Origin of the sequence: Parabacteroides sp. AM17-47, from assembly GCF_003434625.1 — a bacterium.
In the GTDB taxonomy this organism is placed as follows: domain Bacteria; phylum Bacteroidota; class Bacteroidia; order Bacteroidales; family Tannerellaceae; genus Parabacteroides; species Parabacteroides distasonis.
In genome coordinates this window covers 48,410-69,331 of sequence record NZ_QTLI01000017.1, presented here as the reverse complement: position 1 = coordinate 69,331, position 20,922 = coordinate 48,410, and the positions used below count along the sequence as shown (strand labels likewise).

The 20,922-nt window shown below is 44.7% G+C and carries 18 protein-coding genes and 3 tRNA genes; 10 read left to right on the top strand and 11 right to left on the bottom strand.

The window, feature by feature from the left end; translation table 11 throughout:
- Positions 1-47: 47 nt before the first annotated feature.
- The gene (locus tag DW205_RS14625) at positions 48-1,706 is read right to left on the bottom strand and encodes an amino acid permease (RefSeq protein ID WP_005862312.1); all 1,659 of its coding nucleotides are present in this window, start codon (positions 1,704-1,706) and stop codon (positions 48-50) included.
- Between the two features lie 114 nt (positions 1,707-1,820).
- Between DW205_RS14625 and DW205_RS14620 the strand changes: the two genes are divergently transcribed.
- Entirely contained in the window at positions 1,821-2,153 is a 333-nt protein-coding gene (locus DW205_RS14620; RefSeq protein ID WP_005862310.1) for a DUF3795 domain-containing protein, read from the top strand.
- A gap of 34 nt (positions 2,154-2,187) precedes the next feature.
- Here DW205_RS14620 and DW205_RS14615 read toward each other — a convergent pair whose 3' ends face one another.
- On the bottom strand, positions 2,188-2,919 hold the full coding sequence (locus DW205_RS14615) for an SDR family oxidoreductase (protein ID WP_008778347.1): 732 nt from the start codon (positions 2,917-2,919) through the stop codon (positions 2,188-2,190).
- 203 nt (positions 2,920-3,122) lie between these two features.
- On the opposite strand from DW205_RS14615, the gene DW205_RS14610 reads away from it, so the two are divergent.
- From DW205_RS14610 to DW205_RS14585, 6 genes are all read left to right on the top strand, one after another.
- Positions 3,123-4,478, top strand: coding sequence for a dipeptidase (locus tag DW205_RS14610; protein WP_005862306.1), 1,356 nt, complete (start codon positions 3,123-3,125; stop codon positions 4,476-4,478).
- A gap of 11 nt (positions 4,479-4,489) precedes the next feature.
- Positions 4,490-5,746 carry an amidohydrolase gene (locus DW205_RS14605; protein WP_008772160.1) on the top strand — a complete coding sequence of 419 codons (1,257 nt, stop codon included), beginning with the start codon at positions 4,490-4,492 and terminating at the stop codon, positions 5,744-5,746.
- An 11-nt stretch (positions 5,747-5,757) separates the two neighbouring features.
- On the top strand, positions 5,758-6,585 hold the full coding sequence (locus DW205_RS14600) for a purine nucleoside phosphorylase I, inosine and guanosine-specific (protein ID WP_005862304.1): 828 nt from the start codon (positions 5,758-5,760) through the stop codon (positions 6,583-6,585).
- Between the two features lie 79 nt (positions 6,586-6,664).
- A tRNA-Gly gene (locus tag DW205_RS14595) sits at positions 6,665-6,737 on the top strand.
- A gap of 16 nt (positions 6,738-6,753) precedes the next feature.
- Positions 6,754-6,837, top strand: a tRNA-Leu gene (locus DW205_RS14590).
- 13 nt (positions 6,838-6,850) lie between these two features.
- Positions 6,851-6,934 (top strand) — tRNA-Leu (locus tag DW205_RS14585).
- A gap of 139 nt (positions 6,935-7,073) precedes the next feature.
- Here the strand turns inward: DW205_RS14585 and DW205_RS14580 are convergent.
- On the bottom strand, positions 7,074-9,632 hold the full coding sequence (locus DW205_RS14580) for an ATP-dependent Clp protease ATP-binding subunit (protein ID WP_005862303.1): 2,559 nt from the start codon (positions 9,630-9,632) through the stop codon (positions 7,074-7,076).
- A 204-nt stretch (positions 9,633-9,836) separates the two neighbouring features.
- On the opposite strand from DW205_RS14580, the gene gyrA reads away from it, so the two are divergent.
- Positions 9,837-12,449: a DNA gyrase subunit A gene (gyrA, locus tag DW205_RS14575; protein ID WP_005862302.1), complete on the top strand. Its 2,613-nt coding sequence runs from the start codon at positions 9,837-9,839 to the stop codon at positions 12,447-12,449.
- Between the two features lie 42 nt (positions 12,450-12,491).
- Positions 12,492-13,709, top strand: coding sequence for a lipopolysaccharide assembly protein LapB (locus DW205_RS14570; RefSeq protein ID WP_005862301.1), 1,218 nt, complete (start codon positions 12,492-12,494; stop codon positions 13,707-13,709).
- A gap of 297 nt (positions 13,710-14,006) precedes the next feature.
- On the opposite strand, the gene DW205_RS14565 is transcribed toward DW205_RS14570, so the two are convergent.
- From DW205_RS14565 to DW205_RS14540, 6 genes are read right to left on the bottom strand one after another with little or no spacing between them, the layout of a single operon-like run.
- Positions 14,007-14,540: an ATP-binding protein gene (locus DW205_RS14565; RefSeq protein ID WP_005862300.1), complete on the bottom strand. Its 534-nt coding sequence runs from the start codon at positions 14,538-14,540 to the stop codon at positions 14,007-14,009.
- On the bottom strand, positions 14,533-15,279 hold the full coding sequence (locus DW205_RS14560) for a PHP domain-containing protein (RefSeq protein ID WP_048927298.1): 747 nt from the start codon (positions 15,277-15,279) through the stop codon (positions 14,533-14,535). The genes DW205_RS14565 and DW205_RS14560 overlap by 8 nt, the downstream gene beginning before the upstream one ends.
- Positions 15,276-15,620 (bottom strand): DRTGG domain-containing protein, encoded by a 345-nt coding sequence (locus tag DW205_RS14555; RefSeq protein ID WP_005856952.1) that lies wholly within the window; start codon positions 15,618-15,620, stop codon positions 15,276-15,278. The genes DW205_RS14560 and DW205_RS14555 overlap by 4 nt, the downstream gene beginning before the upstream one ends.
- Positions 15,607-16,986 carry a [Fe-Fe] hydrogenase large subunit C-terminal domain-containing protein gene (locus tag DW205_RS14550; RefSeq protein ID WP_005856950.1) on the bottom strand — a complete coding sequence of 460 codons (1,380 nt, stop codon included), beginning with the start codon at positions 16,984-16,986 and terminating at the stop codon, positions 15,607-15,609. Before DW205_RS14550 ends, DW205_RS14555 begins: the two co-directional genes overlap by 14 nt.
- A gap of 3 nt (positions 16,987-16,989) precedes the next feature.
- Positions 16,990-17,415, bottom strand: coding sequence for an ATP-binding protein (locus tag DW205_RS14545; RefSeq protein ID WP_005856948.1), 426 nt, complete (start codon positions 17,413-17,415; stop codon positions 16,990-16,992).
- A gap of 18 nt (positions 17,416-17,433) precedes the next feature.
- Positions 17,434-17,778: a hypothetical protein gene (locus DW205_RS14540; RefSeq protein ID WP_005856945.1), complete on the bottom strand. Its 345-nt coding sequence runs from the start codon at positions 17,776-17,778 to the stop codon at positions 17,434-17,436.
- A gap of 112 nt (positions 17,779-17,890) precedes the next feature.
- Here DW205_RS14540 and DW205_RS14535 point away from each other — a divergent pair, with 112 nt between their 5' ends.
- Positions 17,891-19,264, top strand: coding sequence for an aminopeptidase P family protein (locus DW205_RS14535; protein ID WP_005856943.1), 1,374 nt, complete (start codon positions 17,891-17,893; stop codon positions 19,262-19,264).
- Between the two features lie 99 nt (positions 19,265-19,363).
- Here the strand turns inward: DW205_RS14535 and DW205_RS14530 are convergent, their stop codons facing one another.
- Together DW205_RS14530 and DW205_RS14525 are read right to left on the bottom strand one after the other, a co-directional pair.
- A complete protein-coding gene (locus DW205_RS14530) occupies positions 19,364-20,044 on the bottom strand; it encodes a hypothetical protein (protein WP_005862298.1) in 681 nt (226 codons plus the stop codon).
- Between the two features lie 241 nt (positions 20,045-20,285).
- Complete coding sequence (locus tag DW205_RS14525; protein ID WP_005862295.1) at positions 20,286-20,786, bottom strand: thioredoxin family protein; 501 nt, start codon at positions 20,784-20,786, stop codon at positions 20,286-20,288.
- Between the last annotated feature and the right edge of the window lie 136 nt (positions 20,787-20,922).

Below are 20,922 nucleotides of genomic sequence, written 5' to 3'. Positions count from 1 at the left end.
CATCGGGACTAGTCGCGTGAACCATCGAGACTAATCGTGCTGAATCGCTAACGGGTAAGGCTCGTAAACTGCTTCCCGAGTCTGTAAAGATAGAAAGCTAGATGCGTAAAAGCGAATACGAATGAGATAATCAATAAGATTTTGCTCTCGCCCCATCCCACGGTTTGCTGGTGCCAAAGCCCCGTGATCACGCAAAGCACGGATAGGGTAATACCGATCATATCCAATGTGGTCTGTCCCGAGCGATGTTTCTGCATATGTTCCAGTTTGCTATGTTTGATTCCATAGCAGACATATATATCCAGACCGATTAACATCCATAATACCAAACGAATCCATGTATCAGCCGGGAGAAAAAGCATCATTACCAGACAAGTTATGATACCGGCGATAGGCACGAACGGAACCAACGGGGTCTTGAAAGACCGGGGAGCGTCCGGCATTGTCTTACGGACAATCAATACCCCGGCGCAAACTAGCGTAAAAGCGAACAAAGTCCCGATACTACACATCTCGCCCGCTACGCTCGCCGGAACGAAAGCTGCCAATGCACCGACCAATAACATAAACAGGAAATTACTTCGTGCCGGCGTGCGGAATTTCTCATGGATATGAGAAAATAGGGGAGGGAGCAGCCCATCCCGGCTCATACTCAAGAATACACGGCTCTGTCCTAATAACGTTACCATGATAACCGAGCAATACCCCAGTAAAATAGCTATTACGATCGCCCGGTTCATCCAAGGGTAATCCGGACGAATCACACCAGAAGCATCCATTTGCCCCATATGATCGATAGCTATTGCCACAGGAGCGATTCCATTCTGGCCAGCAAACGCTGAGTAATGTACGACTCCGGTCATCACGTGGGCAAACAACATATATAATATAGTACAAACCACTAATGACATCAAGATCCCGATCGGCATATTCCGTTTCGGGTTCTTGGTTTCCTGCGCCGCCGTACTTACAGCGTCGAAACCGAGGAAAGCAAAGAATACGATAGCCGCCCCTCGTAGGATACCGGAGAAACCGAACTCGCCTAGGGTCCCCGTATTAGCGGGTATATAAGGCGTATAATTCTCCATACGGATATATTTCCATCCCAAGACTACGAACACCAAGACTACGGAGACTTTCAAGAATACGATAATCCCATTGAAGATAGAACTTCCTTCCGTCCCTCGTATCAACAAAATACTCATTAACACCACGATCACGAAAGCCGGGATATTCACGATACCGCCATCCCAAGGGCAAGCCGTCAAGGCTTGCGGTAAATGTACTCCGAATCCTTCCAGAAAAACGACCAAATACCGACTCCAACTTATGCTAACGGTCGTAGCGGCCACGCAATACTCGAGCACCAAATCCCAACCGATAATCCAAGCGACCAACTCACCCATCGTGGCATACGAATAGGTATATGCGCTACCTGCCACCGGGATCATGGAAGCGAACTCGGCGTAACATAACCCGGCGAAACAACAGCCCAAGGCGGCGATAGCGAAAGATAAAGTAATGGCAGGCCCCGTATACCCGGCGGCCACCGCACCCGTAATGGAGAACAATCCGGCACCGATAATAACACCGACACCTAAGGCGATCAAACTCCACGGGCCAAGGATACGCTTCAGCGATTTACTGCCCGAATCATTTGCCTCGGTCATCAAATCCGCTAAAGGCTTCTTAATAAATAAACCCATCTGTATAGATTAAAAAATTAGTAATTGGGCGCAAAGGTAGGAATTTTTATTATGTTTGCCGAAAAGTAAAAGCAAGGACAGAAACAAACAAGAAAATAAATAGACAACTAAATAATGAAACAATTGATAGCCTGTTGCGGATTAGATTGCGAAAGTTGCGATGCCCGCATAGCCACAGTTAAGAATGATAATGAGCTAAGAGAAAAAACCGCCCAAAAGTGGAGTGCCATGAACAATGCACCCGAAATTACAGCCGCAACTATAAACTGTATGGGGTGTCGTACGGACGGAATGAAATTTGCGTATTGCAGTGATTATTGTGAAATACGCAAATGTGTATCCGGAAAAGGCTTTAATACATGTGGCGATTGTGATGAATTAGATAGTTGCCAGATAGTCGGCGCGGTCCTTCAGCATGCTCCCGGCGCAAGAGAAAATCTAATGTAGAAGCAAAAAAGATGAACCTCTAACATATCCGATCCTAATTCCGTATTGGCAGCCGTTCCCAAAGCCATTCAGGGATCAGTCTCCAGAGAAAGACAAGGATAGCATATCTCCAATCGATGATCGCCCTTCTCTTTTTCCGGTCTATAGCGTTAGCGATACGCAAGGCGGCGTATTGGGGAGACATCAGCATAGGATAATTCCTGCCGTCTTTCAATAAATCCGTACGGACAAATCCCGGACGGATATCCGTAAATGTAATAGGCTGTTTCTCCATACGGGAAAGTTGGGCTAAAGCGTCTATATAAATATTTTGGTATCGTTTGGTAGCCGAGTAGGAGGGAGCGACACCTAATCCTTTGGTTCCGGCAATAGAGCTGATTACAGATATATGCCCGCCACCTTGACTGGAAAAATAACGATAGGCCGCTAGTACCATACGTGTAAAGCCTGTCACATTCGTCTGTATCGTAACTTGTTCAATGGAAGTATCTAAGTATTTATTCTGGTTGCCGATCCCTGAACTGAGCAGGAAGATGTCCATTCCTCCCAAATCACGGATCAACTCTTCTAAACGATCGGCGGCATCCTCGGCGGTCACGTCCAACTGCTTTATCCGGATATGTTCCGGATCTTGCCTACGAAACTCTTCCAACCGATCCACCCGACGGCCAGCCAATCCCAGTTGATATCCTCGTTTCCAATAAATCTTAGCAACCTCATAGCCGATACCGGAGGTAGCGCCGATAATGATAATTCGTTTGACCATAATACTTGATGCCATAAATTAACAATAAAGTTAAATTAAATTCTCATGCCATGTCTACAGCAACCAGCCTTGCAGTAGTACTGCAAGGCTGGTTGCTGTGTAGCAGGTTATAGTAACACACGGCTAAAATAGCATAAAATCCCTTGCAATCCCCATCTGTTTCGTTATATTTGCTACAATTTATAAACATAAAATAAAACGCTATGTCAGTAAAATCTTATATCGAATCCAATAAGGATCGTTTTCTTGAAGAATTGTTCTCTTTAATCCGCATTCCGTCAATCAGCGCCAAGCATGAGAATAAGCCGGACATGTTGACATGTGCCCAGCGTTGGACTGAGGTGCTGTTGTCTTCCGGTGCGGATAAGGCCGAGGTAATGCCTACGAAAGGCAATCCTGTCGTATACGCCGAGAAAATGGTATCTCCCAATGCTCCGACCGTATTGGTTTACGCTCATTACGACGTGATGCCTGCCGAACCACTAGAACTGTGGAAGAGTGAACCTTTCGAGCCGGTGATCCGGGACGGACGCATTTGGGCCCGTGGAGCAGACGATGATAAGGGACAGGGTATGATTCAAGTAAAAGGTTTTGAGACAGCGATTAAAGAAGGTTTGTTACAGTGTAACGTGAAGTTTATTTTCGAAGGAGAGGAGGAGATAGGTTCTCCTAGCTTGGAAGATTTTTGCCGGGAACATAAAGAATTATTGAAAGCGGATGTAATCCTCGTTTCCGATACAAGCATGGTCAGCGCTGAAACACCGTCGCTCACGACAGGCTTACGTGGTTTGGCTTACTGGGAAATAGAAGTAACCGGACCGAACCGCGATTTGCATTCCGGTCATTTTGGCGGAGCCGTAGCGAATCCGATCAATGTACTTTGCAAATTGATGGCAGATATCACCGACGTGGATGGACGCATCACAATCCCGGTTTTTTATGACGACGTGGAGGATGTATCTCCCGCAGAACGGGAGATGATCGCCCAAATCCCATTCGACGAGGAAAAATATAAGAAAGCGATCGGGGTAGACGCTCTTTTCGGAGAGAAAGGCTATTCTACGCTAGAACGTAATAGTTGTCGGCCTTCTTTCGATATCTGTGGTATTTGGGGCGGATATACGGGGGAAGGAAGCAAAACTGTATTGCCTTCAAAGGCTTATGCCAAGGTTTCCACTCGTTTGGTTCCACACCAAGATCATGCCAAGATCTCCCAAATGTTTGAGGAGTATATAGCTCGTGTGACCCCACCTTATGTTAAAGTGAAAGTTACGCCCAGCCATGGCGGGCAAGGATATGTTTGTCCGATAGACTTGCCAGCTTATCAAGCGGCAGAAAAGGCTGTTGGCATCGCATTCGGGAAGAAACCGTTGGCGGTTCGTCGCGGAGGTAGTATTCCTATTATCTCTACATTCGAGCAGGTATTAGGTATCAAGACCGTACTGATGGGATTCGGCTTGGAGCAAAACGCGATCCATTCGCCCAACGAGAGTCAGGAGTTGGATATCTTCTTCAAGGGAATCGAGTCGGTAGCGGAATTCTACCGTTTATATAAATAAGAAGGAAGAAGATGAGTATATTAATAAAGAATGTTCTGTTTAACGATAGGACGATTGATATCTATATCGAAGGAAAAGAGATCAAGCAAATAGGAGAGGGCTTGTCTTTTCCTGCCGATAAGATACTGGATGGTAGCCGTAAAGCCGTCATTCCCGGTTTCGTGAACGCTCATACACATGCTGCCATGACTTTGTTCCGCGGCTTCGGCGATGATATGCCGCTTATGCCATGGCTTGAGCAAAAGATCTGGCCGAATGAGGCGAAAATGACCCGTGAGGATGTATATTGGGGAGCGAAATTAGCGTGCTTGGAAATGATAAAAAGTGGCACGACCACTTTCTTCGACATGTATCAACGCCCTCGTGTCACGGCCGATGTGACGGAGGAGATGGGATTGCGAGGTATCATAGCCGGCGTTTGCTTCGATGGTTTTGATAAAGAAGAGGCGGAGAAATGCAAACGCCATAACGAGCGACTGATCCAAGATGTGGATAACTACAGCAAACGGGTTCGCTTCTCGATCGGGCCGCACGCCATCTATACCGTTTCCGGTGAGCTTCTGAAATGGGCGCATCGGTTCGCTATGGAACATCAAATCCCGATCCATCTGCATCTAGCAGAGACAGAGGGGGAAGTGAAAGACTCTCTCGATAGATTCGGACTCACTCCTGTACGTTATTTATATAAGTTAGGTGTGCTTTCTCCACGTTTGATTATCGCTCACGGAATTTACATCGATGATGACGAGCTTCGCATGTTGGCCGATCACGAGGTGAAAGTCGTACATAACCCGGCCTCAAACATGAAACTGGCTTCCGGTATTCATTTTAAGTTTAAGGAAATGCGCCAATTGGGTATTACCGTGGGATTGGGAACGGACGGTTGTTCCTCTTCCAATAACTTGGATATGATCGAGGCGATGAAGCTGGCTTCCCTGTTAGGAAAAGCTTGGCGAAAGGATCCCGAAGCCTTGACCGCAAATGAGATGCTGCAAGCCGCTACTGCGGAAGGAGCCGCTATGTTCGGTTTAAAAGCCGGGCAGATCAAGGAAGGGTATTTAGCCGATCTATGTTTGATAGATCTCAACACCCCCGCTTTTACCCCGAACTTCAATTTCGTCTCAAATCTTGTATACGCCGCCAACGGCAGTTGCGTGGATACCGTTATCTGTGATGGTAAAATATTGATGGAGAATAAGAAGGTACCGGGAGAGGACGAGATTATGGAGAAAGCGACAGAGATAGCTTATAACTTGATGAAACGTTAAATTGATTAAATATGGAAATGATTAAAACCGAACAATATCGGGAAGCGGCCGCCTATTTAGCTAGCCGGATCGAAGGTAACCCGGAGACCGCCATTATCCTTGGTAGTGGCTTAGGCTCTTTAGCCGATCAAATAACAGATCCTATAGTGATACCTTATGCGGAGATCCCACATTTTATGAAATCTACCGCTACCGGGCATAAGGGGAATTTTATTTGTGGCAAACTAGGGGATAAGCAAGTCTTGGCTATGCAAGGCCGTTTTCATTACTATGAGGGCTACACAATGCAACAGGTCACTTTTCCCGTACGTGTAATGAAGCTCTTAGGAATCAAGAACCTTTTGGTCTCGAACGCCGCCGGAGGTATCAATAATACGTTCAAGGTAGGTGATCTGATGATCATCCGGGATCATATCAATATGATGCCGAACCCGCTGATCGGTCCGAACAATGAGGATTTCGGCACTCGTTTCCCGGATATGACCCGTGCTTATGATCGTGAATTTATCCGCTATGTGGAAGAAATAGCCGCCTCCCGATCTATCCCGTTAAAGAAAGGTGTATATGTAGGTTTGACAGGCCCTTCCTTCGAGACTCCTTCCGAGTACGCTTTCTATGGAAAAGTCGGGGGAGATGCGATCGGCATGAGTACGGTACCGGAAGTAATCGTGGCACGTCATGCGGGCTTGCGTGTATTCGGTATGTCTGTCATCACGAACGAAGGTTATCACTTCGCTGACGACTTTGTAAATGATGGTGCCGATGTTATCGTAGCGGCTAATAAAGCAGCATCTGTTATGACACAACTATTTACGGAATTGGTCAAAAAAATCCAATAAAAAAGTAACGCAAAGGCTTGGTGGTTTCAATGAAATCACTACCTTTGCACTCGCAATCGAGAACAAAGCGGTTGTATATGCGGAAGTAGCTCAGTTGGTAGAGCATAACCTTGCCAAGGTTAGGGTCGCGGGTTCGAGTCCCGTCTTCCGCTCTTTCTCGTATTGATTGCCCAGGTGGCGGAATTGGTAGACGCGCTCGTTTCAGGTGCGAGTGGTTTTGCGATCGTGCAGGTTCGAGTCCTGTTCTGGGCACCCTTCCTAAAATGCGCAGGTGGTGGAATTGGTAGACACGCTACTTTGAGGGGGTAGTGCCGGTTACGGCGTGTGAGTTCAAGTCTCATCCTGCGTACTTAAGTAAAAAAAGAAATAAGAGCATGATCTATTCAATTAGGTCATGCTTTTTTTGCGTGTCAAAATGACAGACGAATAAGATGGACGAACATAAAAAAAGCCGGACTCACGCCCGGCTTCTATATTCATAGACAAACTTATTCAGCATCTTTCTTTTTTATCGAAGTCGTGATTTTCTGCTCTTCCTTATCAAAGTCTACGATAATCGTATCGCCTTCACCTACTGAGGCACGGATAATCATCTCCGCCATCTCATCTTCCAGATACTTCTGGATCGCACGCTTCAACGGACGGGCACCGAACTGGATATCGTAGCCTTTTGTCGCAATGAAATCTTTTGCCTCGTCTGTGATCGACAACTCATAGCCCAGATTTGATACACGCTGATACAGACCCTGTAACTCAATATCAATAATCTTATGAATAGCGGCTTTATCAAGCTGATCGAACATAATGATATCATCCACACGGTTCAAGAACTCTGGAGCAAATGCTTTATTCAACGCTTTCTGGATCACGCTACGGGAGAAATCCTTATCCGGCTCACCAGCCATCTGAGTATTGAAACCAACGCCACGGCCGAAATCTTTCAATTGCCGGGTACCAATATTGGAAGTCATGATCAAGATCGTATTCTTGAAATCAATACGTCTACCCAGACTATCCGTCAAACGGCCTTCATCCAAGACTTGCAGCAGCAAGTTAAATACATCCGGATGTGCCTTCTCGATCTCGTCCAATAAGACCACCGAATAGGGCTTGCGACGTACTTTCTCTGTTAACTGGCCACCTTCCTCGTAACCAACGTATCCGGGAGGCGCTCCGATCAAACGGGAAACAGCGAATTTCTCCAAGTATTCACTCATATCGATACGTACCAAAGAATCCGCCGAATCAAATAGATATTCAGCAAGCTTCTTGGCCAAGTGAGTTTTACCTACACCCGTCGGTCCTAGGAACATAAAAGTTCCGATCGGCTTATTCGGATCTTTCAAGCCAACACGGTTACGTTGAATTGCCTTTACGATCTTTTGAACAGCATCATCCTGCCCGACCACCTTACTTTTCAATACGTCCGCCATTTCCAGAAGCTTGACATTCTCTGCCTTAGCGATACGTTGAACAGGTACACCGGACATCATGGCAACAACTTCAGCGACCTTCTCTTCATCAACGGTCTCCCGATGTTCTTGAAGCTCTTGTTCCCATTTAGCTTTCGCGGCCTCTAGTTGCAATAAATACTGACGCTCCTTATCGCGGAAACTTGCGGCTAATTCAAAGTTCTGAGATTTCACGGCCGCTAATTTCTCATTCTTCGTATCCTCGATCTTTGCCTCAAGCTCTTCGATACTTTTCGGAACAATGATATTAGATATATGTACACGGGAACCGGCCTCGTCTAAAGCATCGATCGCCTTATCCGGGAAATTACGGTCGCTGATATATCTTTCTGTCAATTTTACACACGCTTGTAAAGCATCTTCAGTATAGATCACGTTATGGTGCTCCTCATAACGAGGTTTGATATTACGCAAGATCTGCAAAGTTTCTTCCGCCGTAGTCGGATCAACGATCACTTTCTGGAAACGACGTTCCAACGCACCGTCTTTCTCGATATTCTTACGATATTCATCCAAAGTAGTAGCGCCAATGCATTGAATCTCACCACGAGCCAACGCAGGTTTCAGCATATTCGCCGCATCCATAGACCCGGAAGCGGAACCAGCGCCAACAATCGTATGAATCTCATCGATAAAGAGGATGATATTCGGGTTCTTCGATAACTCATTCAAGATAGCCTTAATACGTTCCTCGAATTGTCCGCGGTATTTCGTGCCGGCGACAATAGAAGCCATATCCAAGCTAATCACACGCTTATCGAATAACACCCGGGAAACCTTACGCTGAATAATGCGTAAAGCCAATCCCTCTACGATAGCCGACTTACCCACACCCGGCTCACCAATCAATACCGGATTATTTTTCTTCCTACGGCTTAATATCTGGGCCAAACGCTCGATCTCCTTCTCACGTCCCACAATCGGGTCTAGACGGTTTTCTGCGGCGGCACGTGTCATATCCGTTCCGAAGTTATCCAGAACAGGTGTATCATTAGGGGATTTCGGTTGAGCGGCTCCCGCTCCAGCACCGGAAGAGGGGCGAGATGCCTCACGACGAGAGGAGAAACCTTCGTCCTCGTCATCTTCGTCATCATCCGTATATCCGTCGCTGATCTCGTCGAATTCCTCCATATTGTTCAAACCGGTTCCGCTTACTAATATATTATATGCGGAACGATAAGTAATACCCGCATCGTTCAACACCTTGGCGGCTACATTAAACTCCTCTTTCAATATCGCCAATAGGAGATGTTCCGTATCGGTCTCATCTTCCTTGAATAAACGAGATTCCAGCATACTCATACGCAAGACACGTTCTGTAGTCTTACTTATAGCGATCTCATGCTGGACAGAATCCTCAGAATCGAATGTGTTCTTTATTTCTTGCTCAATCTTGCGTTTAATATCCATCGGATCGGTATGTAGCTCTCGCAAGACACGCATTGCCTCGCCTTCGCCTTCCCGAATGATGCCTAGCATCAAATGTTCCGGCCCGATATAGCTATTCTGGAGCCTAGCCGCTTCTTCACGGCTATACTCAATCACGTCAATCAATCTTTTCGAATAATTTTTCATACTATATTATATATGTACTGATTACGCAAAGTTACATAATCTATTCCAACTATCATCAAATTTCGTGCCATTATTCCTTAATAAGCCTTGAAAAGCCCAGAGGCGCAAAATTTCAAGACAAATTCTTTCGTAGTATACGGAAAAACCTTACCTTAGTGCAATTTTTCAGAGGTGAGATATTGAGTGTAATTAATATAAAACTAAATGGTTGATCAAGACAGAATTATTAAGATTAACATCGAAGAGGAAATGAAATCGGCATACATTGATTATTCAATGTCTGTCATTGTTTCACGTGCTCTTCCTGATGTTAGGGATGGCTTTAAGCCGGTTCACCGCCGTATTTTATTTGGAATGAATGAACTGGGTAACACATCCGACAAACCTTATAAAAAATCTGCGAGAATAGTTGGTGAAGTTTTAGGTAAATATCATCCACATGGCGACTCGTCTGTATATTTCGCCATGGTTCGTATGGCCCAGACATGGTCTATGCGTTATCCGTTAGTAGACGGACAAGGTAACTTCGGTTCAGTGGACGGTGATAGTCCTGCCGCTATGCGTTATACAGAGGCACGACTGAGTAAACTCGCCGAAGAAATGCTCCGGGATATCGATAAGGACACGGTAGATTTCCAGCTTAACTTCGATGATACGTTGAAGGAGCCGACCGTATTGCCGACTCGTGTTCCTAACTTACTTGTAAATGGTGGATCGGGTATCGCCGTTGGTATGGCTACGAATATGCCGACTCATAACTTGAGCGAGGTATTAGATGGTTGTATCGCTTATATCGATGCCAAGGGAGATATCGAGGTAGAGGGCTTAATGCAATATATCAAGGCTCCGGACTTCCCTACAGGCGCTACAATTTATGGCTACGCAGGCGTGAAAGACGCTTTCGAGACGGGTAGGGGACGTATCATCCTTCGCGGTAAAGCCGAGATTGAGGTGGAGAATAATCATGAGAAGATTATTATTACCGAGATTCCTTATTTGGTAAATAAGGCTGAGTTGATCAAGTATATCGCTGACCTGGTAAACGAGAAGCGTATCGATGGCATTTCCAATGTCAATGACGAGTCCGACCGTAGCGGTATGCGTATCGTAGTTGACGTGAAACGTGACGCAAACTCGAGTGTCGTGCTGAATAAATTGTATAAGCTTACGGCTCTGCAATCCTCATTCAGCGTCAATAATATCGCTTTGGTGAACGGCCGTCCGAGATTGCTTAACTTAAAAGACTTAATCAAGGCGTTTGTTGAGCACCGTCATGAGGTCGTTATCCGGCGTACAAAATATGAATTGAGGAAAGCGGAAGAGAGAGCTCATATATTGGAAGGCTTGATCATCGCTTCCGATAATATAGACGAGGTAATCGCGATTATCAAGTCTTCCAAGAGCCCGCAAGAGGCTATCGAGCGTTTGATCGAACGTTTTTCTTTATCTGAGCTTCAAGCACGTGCGATTGTCGAGATGAGACTTCGTCAGTTGACAGGTCTGGAACAAGACAAATTGCGTGCGGAATATGAGGAGATCGAGAAGTTGATCGCTTATTTGAATGAGATTCTGGAGAATGAGGACCTTTGTATGAAGGTTATCAAAGATGAATTATTGGAAATCAAGGATAAATTTGGCGACGAACGTAAGACGGATATCGTTTACGCCTCTGAGGAATTAAATCCGGAGGATTTCTATGCGGATGATGAGATGATCATTACCGTATCTCATATGGGATATATCAAACGTACCCCGTTAAGTGAGTTCCGTGCGCAAGGCCGTGGTGGTGTAGGAGCGAAGGGTTCCGAGACTAGAGACGAGGATTTCGTTGAGTATATCTATCCGGCATCCATGCACGCGACCTTATTATTCTTCACGGCAAAAGGTAAATGTTATTGGTTGAAGGTATTCGAGATTCCGGAAGGAGCTAAGAACGCTAAAGGACGTGCGATCCAGAATCTTCTGAATATCGAGCCGGATGATAAGGTACAAGCCTTTATACGTGTTAAGAAATTAACCACCGATACGGAATTCATTAATTCTCATTACCTATTATTCTGTACGAAGAAAGGTGTGATCAAAAAGACCTTGTTGGAGGCCTATTCCCGTCCTCGTCAAAACGGTGTGAACGCTATTACATTGCGTGAAGACGATGGCTTGATCCAAGTATGTATGACGAATGGCAACAACGAGGTGATCATAGCGAACCGTAACGGCCGGGCGATCCGTTTCCATGAAAGCGCGGTACGTGTAATGGGCCGTACGGCTTCCGGAGTGAAAGGTATGACTTTGGACGAGGATAATACCGATGAAGTCGTTGGTATGATCTGTATCAAGGACAAGGAAAAAGAGACCGTACTCGTCGTATCGGAGCAGGGATATGGAAAACGTTCCTCTATCGAGGATTATCGTATAACGAATCGTGGCGGTAAAGGCGTAAAAACCATTAATATCACGGAGAAGACTGGTAAATTAGTTGCCATCAAGAATGTTACGGACGAGAACGATTTAATGATTATCAATAAGTCGGGTATCGCTATCCGTATGAAAGTGGCCGATTTGAACGTAATAGGACGTGCTACTCAAGGTGTTCGTTTGATTAATCTAGAAAAGCGCAACGACGAAATCGCTTCTGTATGTAAAGTATTGTCTGAGAGTGAAGAGGAGATAGCCGAGCAAAAAGCGGAACAAGAAGCCAGACAAGAGAATGAGGGAAGAGAGTTGAGTGAGAATCAAGCTAGTCTAGGTACCGATGTTGATCTGCCGGAATCAGAGATGGATAACGAGCTAGATAATAACGAAGAAATAACTGAATAATTTTAAACAAATAGAAATATTAATCTCAAAATTACTATCGCAATGAAACGAGTATTATTAACAGTGGCACTATGTGTCGCAGCATCGGTCTCTTTTGCACAGAAAAAAGCTGTAAATGAGGCTCAAAGTATAGCTAAGGGTTCAACTCCTGATTTCTCGGAAGCCAGAACTCTTATTAAAGGAGCTTTGGAAAATCCAGAAACAAAGGATGACGCTAAAACTTGGTATGTTGCCGGTTTTATCGAGGATCAACAGTTCAGCAACGAAAGAACTAAACAAGTCTTGGGCCAACAACCGGACGAGCCTGTTATGTACGAGGCATTGGGTAGTATTTTGCCATACTTTGAGAAAGCATATGAGTTAGATCAACTTCCTAATGAAAAAGGAAAAGTTAAACCTAAGTTCACGAAAGATATCAAAGGTATCCTAGGAGCAAACCACGTATATTACATCAATGGTGGTGCTTACTATTTCGATCAGAAAGATTATAACAAAGCTTACGATTTCTTCGAGCAATACCTGAAAATATCTGATATGCCAATGTTTAAAGGTGAGGCTGTCGCTGAAAGAGATTCAAACTTCATGACAGTTCAGTTCTATGCCGCTGTAGCAGCGACCCAACTTGGCGATTCTCAAAAAGCTATCGCAGCGTTAGAGCGTGCTAAAAATACGGATTATAGAGCAAGCGAGGTATATCAATACTTATGCTATGAGTATGAGCAAGCTAAAGATACCGTGAATTTAGAGAAGACTTTGGAAGAAGGTTTGAATAAATTCCCTGAGGAACAGTATTTCTTAATGAGCCTTATAAACAATTACATCTATTCTAATAGAAATGAGAAAGCTATTGAATATTTGAACACAGCTATCGCTAAGGATTCCAACAATCCACAGCTTTACGATGTAATGGGCCGTGTTTATGAGACTGGTTTGAGAGATTACGCTAAAGCTGAAGAGTATTTCAAGAAAGCATTGGCGATCAATCCGGACTATATCGAATCTCTCTCTAACTTAGGTCGTGTATATTACAACCAAGGTGTAAACAAGCAAGGTGAGGCTAATATGATCAACGACGCAAAACAATATCAAGAGGAATTAGGCAAAGCTAAGGAATTCTTTAAGCTAGCTCTTCCTTACTTTGAGAAAGCTCACCAAATGAAACCAGAAGAAAGAGAATATATGACCGCTTTAAGAGGTATTTACTACAACTTGAATATGGGTGATAAATTCGATGCTATTGAAGCAGAGATGAATAAGTAATTTCTTCTTTCAGAATAAATGGAACCGTCTAGTAATATAAGGTTACTAGGCGGTTTTTTATTTGTGTATCATGTATCGGAGTAGTCATTTTTTGATCGTTCATAATACTATTAAACATAATGGGAATTATAAAATTAATAGCAAGATAAGGATATATTAGTGCATTCAAGCAAAGCTTGTAGCTGCTTTGAGTAAAGACACAGATCTTTTCACGGCTGTGAAACGTTTGTTTCATGGATGTGAAAAGATCGTATCACAGCTGTGAAAAGATCAGATCACCTATATGAAAAGATTAATTCAGCTTGACGCGACTATTTGATTCGCTATTAACTCCTTCAAATAAAGCATGACTTTCGGATGACTTAATGGCATGTCCTCTAGGATTTCTTTAAGCTCTCGCGTACTGATATCAAATGAAACCAGATCTGAATGATATGAGAAATGAATGTTTATGTCTGGATTACTGCCTATAAGCATAGCCATTGTACCCGCCAAATCTCCCCAAGGCGGACAATCAATATGAGATGAGACAAAACAAGCAACAACTACCGTACCTTTTCCCTGTATGGAAGATATTTCCACATTCCCGCCTGTTTGCTCCGCGTTTTGTATCAAGAAAGGTAAGCCTAGACCCACTTTTCGTGTCGTGCGAGTCGTATAAAACGGATTACGGATCAGAGAGACTGTTTCCGGATCCATACCACAGCCATTATCCGCGATACGAATACATATGGATGTGTCCTTTATCTGTATATCTATCTCTATGTCAGAAGCTTTTGCTCTGATACTATTAGCGGTTATATCCGTGATATGAAACGAGAGATTATCCATGAGAGGCGAAAATTAAGTGATTGTCTTTTTGATCAAAAGCCTTTCGTAAGCCATCGAAGGTTAATTCCTCCGTTTGCCAAATGGAGGGCTGAGTACCTATTTGTTCGGGGCAATGAGCATCCGAGGCTGAGTATTGAGTCTGCTCTTTCAAATACCCGTGAATAGACAATAACTTACTGTATCTTTGCTGATTATTATATTCAATAGCATCTAAAGATAAGCAGGGGTCTATAAAACCTAATTGACTGATCAAGCTGAATGACGGACGTTCTACATGGGCGGCTACAAATAGAGCATCCACCTTACGTGCTTGAGCGGCTATTTGGTTTACGCTTTGATCCAAGGCGGAGAGCAAAAGATAGGGTACTTCTCCTAGAATCTCATTCTCCGCATTCACCCAAACTTGATCGCCAAAACGTTCCGGATCATTTGGAATTGGAGGGAGATGCTCTTCTAAATATCGTTGGAATCGCTTACGGGATTCATCGGTCGGGAAATAAACCAGACAATGCGCTTCCTCACGGGTCGTAACTTCTACGCCCGCAAAGACCCTTAGTCCGAATCTCTCGCCAAGGGATTGAATCTCCGGGCATTGTAAGGTCGTATTATGGTCCGTAATGGCAATAGCATCCAAACCTTTCGCTAAGGAACGACGCACGATCTCCGATGGACTCATTTCCAGACTGCCGCATGGCGACAGGCAAGTATGGATATGTAAATCAGCTAAATACTGTTTCATCCATTCTCATTCTGTAATAAGCGGTAAATCATACCGGAAGCCTCGAACGCGGAACGTGTAGTTCCTAAAAGAGGGACAGCCTCTTCCCTACCTTTTTGTAAGGTCTCATCATCTGGAGAGGTTCCGTTCACGATCAATACCGCGGAGGCGTCTTTTAAAGTAGCCACGGCCAGTATATTCTGATGCGTTTGCATGGTAATCCATAGCATACCCTCCTCGATATGTCCCATGACATCACTTAGTAAATCGCTCGTATAGCCCCCGGTTATCTCTGTATCAAGGCCCTCTTCTCCACAAAATACAGTAAGATTCAACATCTTCACTAAATCACAAACCTTCATATTTAGCTCCTTTCTTATAACAATCCTTATTTAAACGATCTTTCCCCCATGTCTTCTCAACGATACGGAAGGCATGCTCTTGATCTAGTTTACCGTGCTTCTCCATATTACGTTGCATAAATACGCAATCACTGAATTGAGCCTCGTGGCGTACGATATCCTCGGCCAAGCTTTGACAGTTCGGGCTACCGCAAGCGCCACAATCGATTCCCGGTAGGTAACACATCAATTTCCGCACTTGCTCCATTTTCTTCAGCATCTCATCGATCGTTCCATCGTACAACCGTTTGGGATTCGGTTGCACCGGACGGATCGTAATATGCTGCCTCAAATAGGATAAAGCCTCGAAATTATCGGCGGCGTATATCATCGGTACTTTATCCCGGTTCATGGATCGCTTCATGATACGCTCGGCCGTGAGGAAACGGTTCGCTACGGCTAATACACCTCCGGCACAGCTACGGTCGCAAGCCCTCAGTTCCAGAAAGTCTACGTTACGTACCTCGCTGGTCGTTTCCATTCGTTCCAAGAAATCGATCACATTATGGATCTCATCGATCGCGAGGCAACGACCGGAGAAATGTTTGGCCTCCCCTCCTGTCTGGCTCCATCGCATCTCTTTTTTCGTTAATGGCGGAGGAAGCTCACATTCCGGCTCATATCCTCTCGGGCGATTCTTAAGAATATGGTATACCTTATTATATAGGGTATCCATATTTATCACGCCTTTGATCGTAGATGAGTAACCTTCCGCTCCCTTCAAGGCGGCGATTTTCGCTGCGCAAGGCGTAACATAAAAGATACCGATCTCTTCCGAGGGAACACCTTGCCCTTCCAATATCTTATGATAATAAGTGGCCGAGGCGTTTACCGGCGCTTTCACCAATAAGATATTATCCACCAGCGCAGGGAAACGGACTTGTATCAACCGGACGATAGCGGGGCAAAAAGAACTGATCACCGGTTTTTCCTCGGCGTTTTCCATCTGCCGTACCATTTCCTTATGGATCATATCGGCGGTAAACTCTACTTGGAAAACATGGGTAAAGCCCAGTTCCATAACGGCGCTGATAATTTCCTTCTCGGTCGTGTACTTTGAGAACTGCCCGATAAATACCGTGGGCATCAACGCTACCCTGCATTTATAATCAAATATACGCTGGAAGTCATCCTGCTCCACATAGATAGCCTCTGTCGGGCACGATTTCAAGCACTCGCCGCAATCCACGCACCAATCCTTATGGATCAAAGCCTTACCATCCCGGATACGGATCGCTCCCGTAGGGCACTCTTTCATGCAATGCGTACAGCCTATACAGCGGTCATTGTCAATCTTCAAGGCATGATAAAAATTAGCTTCCTCCATGGTCTACGCTCCTTCTTTATTAAACCATGTGACCATACGTACCGTGGTACCTACGTCTACTTGGCTCTCGATCGTTAATTCATCTACGTTCTTCTTCATATTTGGAAGTCCCATTCCGGCACCAAATCCCATCTCACGCACGGCCTCGGATGCCGTCGAATACCCTTCACGCATAGCTAGCGATATATCCGGGATTCCGGGCCCTTCATCCTTCAGTTCCAAAGATATTTTATCAGCGTCCAATTCAGCGACAACCGTTCCTCTCCAAGCGTGAGCCACGATATTCACCTCCGCCTCATAAAGCGCCACGACCACCCGCTTAATGATCCGGGGATCGATAGCCAATTGCTTCAAGACCTTCTTTATCTGGCTAGACGCATAACCCGCCTTCGAGAAATTACCGCCCTCCAACTCAAACTTAAATAGCATATCTCACGACCTCCTTTCTTAATATATAGGAAGGAGCCCCGCGCTATAAAGCTCTCCGACCGTATGATACATAGAATGATCTGTCTCCAGAAGAACCATATTGTTCTCACGAGCCAGCTCCAGCATATCCGGGGTTACTTTCTTCCCCCGCACGAAAAGTATATAAGAAACTTCCGCCATCTCCGCGGTACGGATCGTTTGCAAATTACAAAGTCCTGTCACCAACAGCACATCGCCACAATCCAGCGTAAGCACGTCACTCATCAGATCGCTGGCAAAAGCGCACTGCACATCGTTCTCCCGTTTCTCTGAGCCACAGACGATGGAGGCATCGGTAAGCTCTTGAATTCTTTGAATCTTCATAAGGTACCAGAGGTTACATTTTACATGGGCTAATGTAAGAAATAATTTCGAATGTCGGCCTAGTATATTACATTAATTACTATCTTTGGTACACTAACAAAAAATAATCCTTATGTTCAGTAAAGAAACTTATATGGCCCGCCGGGCTAAGCTGAAACAAACCATAGGTTCCGGTTTGTTGCTATTCCTTGGAAACGACGAGAGTGGGATGAACTACGCCGATAATACGTATCACTTCCGTCAAGACTCTACCTTCTTGTATTTCTTCGGATTGCCATACGCCGGGTTATCCGCTATCATCGATATCGATAACGATAAGGAGATCATCTTTGGCGATGAGTTGACTATAGACGCGATTGTATGGATGGGTACGCAGCCCACCCTAAAAGAGAAGAGCGAGGCCGCAGGTATCAAGGAAGTCCGTCCTTTCAAGGAGATCGAGACTTACTTGAAGAATGCCCAGCAAAAAGGCCAGCCAATCCATTATCTGCCGACGTATCGTGCGGAACACCAGATCAAGTTATTCCAATGGTTGGGTATCGTACCCGGCGCGGAGAAACCTTCCGTGCCTTTTATCATGGGTGTCGTAAACCAACGGAATTACAAGAGCGAGGAAGAAATTGCCGAGATCGAGAAAGCCTGTATCGTAACCGCCGATATGCACCTGACTGCCATGCGTACCGTACGTCCGGGAATCCGGGAGTCGGATGTAGCGGCTGCCGTTGCGGAAGTCGCTTTCGCCAACAATTACCAGCTCTCCTTCCCTATCATCGCCACGATCAATGGGCAGACTTTGCACAACCATGATCATAGCCATATGATTAAGAGCGGCGATATGCTGTTATTGGACGCCGGCGCCGAGACTGAGATGGGATATGCCGGAGATATGTCCTCCACCATCCCGGCCGACTCCAAGTTCACGACCCGTCAAAAAGACATCTATGATATTCAAGTAGCCGCCCATGAGGCTGCCGTAGCGGCTTTGCGCCCGGGTATTCCTTTCGTGGATGTATATGAGTTGTCTTGTAAAGTGATCATGGAGGGTTTAAAGGACCTTGGTTTCGTGAAAGGAGATCCGATGGAGGCCGTAAAAGCCGGTGCTCACGCCATGTTTATGCCTTGTGGCCTAGGTCACATGATGGGATTGGATGTACATGATATGGAGAATCTGGGAGAGGTATACGTTGGTTATGACGGACAGCCGAAGAGTACGGAATTCGGACGTAAGTCATTGCGCTTGGGACGTAAGCTGGAACCGGGTTTTGTCTTGACCATCGAGCCGGGTGTATACTTCATCCCTGAATTAATGGATTTATGGAGAGGCCAGAACAAGTTCACCGAATTCATCAATTACGAGAAGTTGTTTACATATAAAGATTTCAGTGGCATACGTAACGAGGAAGACTATCTGATTACCGAGAACGGCGCTCGTCTATTAGGAAAGAAGATCCCTTTGCGTACGGAAGAAGTAGAAGCAATTCGATAAATCCTATACATTATTATATATAAGCTTATGCAAAAGGGAGAGCCTTAAAAACAGCTCTCCCTTTTTGGGCTAAACGAGAAAGACAATGTATGAAACGATTTAAAACCGATATCCGATACTTAGAAAGAATGAATGCATAAAACGAATCCGAGGCATACTAAGCCTTTTCCCCTCTACAATGAAGTTTCGCCCTCCACTATATAAATCAAAATTCGAAAATATATACCCCAAAGAGAATATATACCGCTGGTCTATATCGAGACTCAACATACTTTTAATATGATAAAATAACGATTTACCTCCCTTGTTCTTTATATGATCGAATTTTTGAGGTATCCATATCCCGGGAGTGTTTGGAACATAGCTTATATTAAACTCTTGATTGACAGGCAAAGGAATGGTTAATCCGGGTGAAACGACCAAAGAGAGTCCCGTATCCTTGTCTTTCCCGAATTTAAAAGCGGGAGTTACTAACTGGATGGCCGGACGTAACGCAAAGAAATGACAGCCCGGATTACTCTCATCTGAATTCCAAAACCACTGATTATCTCTTGAAAACCCCGTATAACTATCTTTCTCAATCGTATTACAGAAAAGCAACCCCATAGTAATTCCCACATAAGGAATCGGTAGATAAGTAACAGATGGCTCTACCTCCCATGCTGAATTATTATTCAAGGCACCGGAGAGTTCTACTTTCCACATATGGGATTTTTCTACCTCTTGCGCCTGTCCCTCAAAGGTAAAGATCAAACAAATAAAGAAAAGTATAGATCTCATTATTTATAGGATGTTAGTTGTTCATTTACAGTAAAGACAGAGGACCTTCTCAATCACCCTATCCATTAGGGTTAATAAATCAAAAAGAGTTAATAATAAACACGGACTTAAAAAGAAAGCGTACATTTCCTTCTCAGACTATACATGATATTTCATCTTCTCGAAACGAAAACTCGTGAATCGATAAAAAAAGGCTGTCCCATCTTGAAGTGGAACAGCCCTCTTTGCTAAATAATACTGATTAAATTGCTTTCAGAATCTCGGTCAGTTTTTCCGGGGTGACGTTGGCGGCGATTATCACTCCTTCGTCGTTAATCAAGAAGGTCTTGAAACCTTTTCTTAAATCATACTTCTTGTACAACTCTGACTCTTTACCCAGTCCTTCGTGAAATTGCGTTGACAGATCCAACTTGTCAATCTTTACCGTCTCGGTAAAAATAGATTCTTTCTCATCCATAGAGATCGAACACATCGCGATTTTGTCCGGACCAAACTTGTTAACCTCATTCGCCAATTGCACGTTACGAGCCCGCGATTCCGCATCGTAAGCCGCCCAAAAGTTGAGCAATGTATAACGTCCTAATTGGTTGTGGAAACTGGCTTTAGCGTCGTTTCCCAAAAACTCTATTCTCGGAGCTAGATCACCGGGGTTCACACCCTCGGTAAGTTTCGCCTTTTTCGAACCGGCAGACATCCCTAATAACGCTACCGATGCGATGAGAACATAAGCTCTTACCTTCATATTTTCAATTTTACGTTAAACTTAATCGGGGGAATCTCCCGGGGGACAAACTCCCGACTCCTGATTTTCAGGATCGTAAACAAGCATGTTTCTTTCGCTAAAGAGACACTTACTTGTCTTTAACGGGTGCAAATAT